The 3,325-nt window shown below is 70.3% G+C and carries 3 protein-coding genes; all 3 read right to left on the bottom strand.

The window, feature by feature from the left end; all coding sequences use genetic code 11:
* Positions 1–248: 248 nt before the first annotated feature.
* The gene (locus CCN42_RS28325; protein ID WP_086173526.1) at positions 249–1,052 is read right to left on the bottom strand and encodes an enoyl-CoA hydratase/isomerase family protein; all 804 of its coding nucleotides are present in this window, start codon (positions 1,050–1,052) and stop codon (positions 249–251) included.
* 169 nt (positions 1,053–1,221) lie between these two features.
* Entirely contained in the window at positions 1,222–1,443 is a 222-nt protein-coding gene (locus CCN42_RS28320) for a helix-turn-helix domain-containing protein (protein ID WP_043499642.1), read from the bottom strand.
* Between the two features lie 361 nt (positions 1,444–1,804).
* A partial coding sequence (locus CCN42_RS28315; protein ID WP_086739858.1) for an ABC-F family ATP-binding cassette domain-containing protein occupies positions 1,805–3,325 on the bottom strand: 1,521 nt, incomplete at its 5' end.

Raw genomic sequence — 3,325 nt, 5'->3', positions numbered from 1 at the left:
GCGCGCGGACCACCGGGCCCTGGACGTGGCTCGTGAGGTCCGCACGCGGGTGAGCGAGGCGCTGCGGGACCACCCGACGGTGGCGGTGCTGGTCACCTCGGTGGGGTGAGGAGCCGCCTGCGGCAGGGGGATGCGCCGGTCGCCCCGCGGGGTGGTGACCGGCGATCAGGTGACCAGCGGTCGCCGCCCCACGGTCAGGTGACCCGTCGGGACGGCCCGTGGGCGGTCCCCCGTGCCGCGGGTGAGGGTCAGTCGCCGATTCCGGCCAGGTCGCGCAGGCGGCGGGCCTGGGCCTGGCGTTCGGCCGTGCGCTGCTCCTCGTAGGTGCGGTCCTGGGCGCCGCGCAGCAGGGCCTTGGTCTCGATGACGGCGTCGCGCGGCGCGGCCAGCAGTGCGGTGGCCAGGTCACGGACGGCGGCATCGAGCTGGTCCACGGGCACGGCGATGTTGGCCAGTCCGGTGGCCACGGCCTCCTCGGCCAGGACGAACCGCCCGGTGGCGCAGATCTCCAGCGCGCGGGCGTACCCGACCAGGCCCACCAGCGGATGGGTGCCGGTGAGGTCGGGCACCAGTCCGAGGCTGGTCTCGCGCATGGCGAACTGCACGTCGTCGGCGACGACTCGCAGATCACAGGCGAGTGCGAGCTGGAACCCGGCGCCGATGGCGTGCCCCTGGACGGCGGCGATCGACACGAGGTCGCTGCGCCGCCACCAGGTGAACGCCTCCTGGTACTCGGCGATGGTGGCGTCCAGCTCGGCGTCCGAACCGCGTGCCAGGTCGAGGAACGACGGCTCGCCGTCGAAGCCCTCGGGCGTGAACGCCTGGCGGTCGAGCCCGGCCGAGAACGACTTGCCCTCGGCGCGCAGCACGACCACGCGGACGCTGCCCGGCAACAGCCGGCCGGCCTCGGCCAGCGCCCGCCACAGAGCGGGGCTCTGTGCGTTGCGCTTGGCCGGGTTGGTCAGCGTCACCGTGGCGATCGCGTCCTCGACGGTGAGCCGTACGCCGTCCTTGTCGAGTACCGGATCGATTACCGGGTCGAGCGAAGCCATGGGGCGCCTCCGATGGGTGCGGTCATCGTGAGTGCCGTGCCGTGCGGCGGGCACTCCTAAGTGACTGCACAGTAACCACCCGGGCGGCCTGGGGTCCCACCAGGTCCCTCAAGGACACGGGAGACGACCGACCGGGTGGCCACCAGCGAAGGCGCTGGGCCGCCCGGGGTCAGGCCGACTGGGCCTTCTTGCCCCGAGTCGCCCCGCCACGCCCACGGAGCGTGACGCCCGATTCGCTCAACATGCGGTGCACAAAGCCATACGAGCGGCCGGTCTCCTCGGCCAACGCCCGGATGCTCGCACCGGCGTCGTACTTCTTCTTCAGGTCTGCCGCGAGCTTGTCGCGCGCGGCGCCGGTCACCCGGCTGCCCTTCTTCAGAGTCTCGGCCACCCGTGCCTCCTCATGGGAAGTGCGCTCTGGTCTCCTCATGATCACCCCTCCGGGCCTTCATGGCCACCCATTCGGCAAGGTCCGTGGATGAGGGTTGTGACGACAGGAGTGCGTCCCCACAAGCGGAATCAGGGATTCAACTCGTTGGGCCGCATACGACTGAACGGGTTGTTCCGCAAAGCAGCAGGTCAGAGATGCCCGACGGCCGACCCCTTGTCGACGAAGGGATCGGCCGTGACATCGGTGTAGGACACACCTGGGATGAGGAGATCTCACACAGATGATGGATCACGGATCGTCCGAATGATCCATACGCGGTGGATCATCCCTTCGATCACGCCGGACCGACGCGGACTGCGGGTCAGGCCAGGGCCACCAGATCGGCGTAGTCCTGGCCCCACAGGTCCTCGACGCCGTCCGGCAGCAGGATGATCCGCTCCGGCTGGAGCGCCTCCACCGCGCCCTCGTCGTGGGTGACCAGCACGACAGCGCCCTTGTAGGTGCGCAGCGCGCCCAGGATCTCCTCACGGCTGGCCGGGTCGAGGTTGTTGGTGGGCTCGTCGAGCAGCAGCACGTTCGCCGAGGAGACCACCAGGGTGGCCAGCGCGAGGCGGGTCTTCTCACCGCCGGAGAGCACCCCGGCCGGCTTGTCCACGTCGTCGCCGGAGAACAGGAACGAACCGAGCACCTTGCGGACCTCGACCAGGTCCATGTCGGGCGCGGCCGAGCGCATGTTCTCCAGGACCGTGCGGTCCGGGTCCAGGGTCTCGTGCTCCTGCGCGTAGTACCCGAGCTTGAGGCCGTGGCCCTCGATCACCTCGCCGGTGTCGGGCTTCTCCACACCCGCCAGGAGCCGCAGCAGGGTGGTCTTGCCGGCGCCGTTGAGGCCGAGGATGACCACGCGGGAACCCTTGTCGATGGCCAGGTCGACGTCGGTGAAGATCTCCAGCGAGCCGTACGACTTGGACAGGCCCTCGGCGGTCAGCGGGGTCTTGCCGCAGGGCGCGGGCTCGGGGAAGCGCAGCTTGGCGACCTTGTCGGACTGGCGCACCGCCTCCAGGCCGGCCAGCAGCTTGTCCGCGCGGCGGGCCATGTTCTGCGCGGCGACCGTCTTGGTGGCCTTGGCGCGCATCTTGTCGGCCTGCGAGTGCAGGGCGGCGGCCTTCTTCTCGGCGTTGGCGCGCTCGCGCTTGCGGCGCTTCTCGTCGGCCTCGCGCTGCTGCTGGTAGAGCTTCCAGCCCATGTTGTAGATGTCGATCGTGGCGCGGTTGGCGTCCAGGTAGAACACCTTGTTCACGACCGTGTCCACCAGGTCGACGTCGTGCGAGATCACGATGAAGCCGCCGCGGTAGGTCTTGAGGTAGTCGCGCAGCCAGATGATCGAGTCGGCGTCGAGGTGGTTGGTCGGCTCGTCGAGGAGCAGCGTGTCCGCGTCCGAGAAGAGGATGCGGGCCAGTTCCACGCGGCGGCGCTGACCGCCGGAGAGGGTGTGCAGCGGCTGGCCGAGCACCCGGTCCGGCAGGTTGAGCGCGGCGGCGATGGTGGCGGCCTCGGCCTCGGCGGCGTACCCGCCCTTGGTGAGGAACTCGGTCTCCTGGCGCTCGTACTGCTTCATCGCCTTGTCGCGGGTGGCGCCCTTGCCGCTGGCGATGCGCTGCTCGTTGTCGCGCATCTTGCGGATCAGTACGTCCAGGCCGCGCGCGGAGAGGATGCGGTCGCGGGCGAGGACGTCGAGGTCACCGGTGCGCGGGTCCTGCGGCAGATAGCCGACCTCGCCGGAACGGGTGATGGTGCCGGCGGCGGGGATGCCCTCGCCGGCCAGGCACTTGGTCAGCGTGGTCTTTCCGGCGCCGTTGCGGCCGACCAGGCCGATGCGGTCGCC

The sequence above is a fragment of the Streptomyces glaucescens genome (assembly GCF_002154375.1).
Classification (GTDB): domain Bacteria; phylum Actinomycetota; class Actinomycetes; order Streptomycetales; family Streptomycetaceae; genus Streptomyces; species Streptomyces glaucescens.
Note: the sequence above shows the minus strand (reverse complement) of the source record. Positions and strands in the feature narration are given on the sequence as shown.

Bases quoted from the DNA above. Each gene is read 5' to 3' on its own strand.
- CCN42_RS28325 (WP_086173526.1), bottom strand. From the start codon at position 1,052: ATGGCTTCGCTCGACCCGGTAATCGATCCGGTACTCGACAAGGACGGC.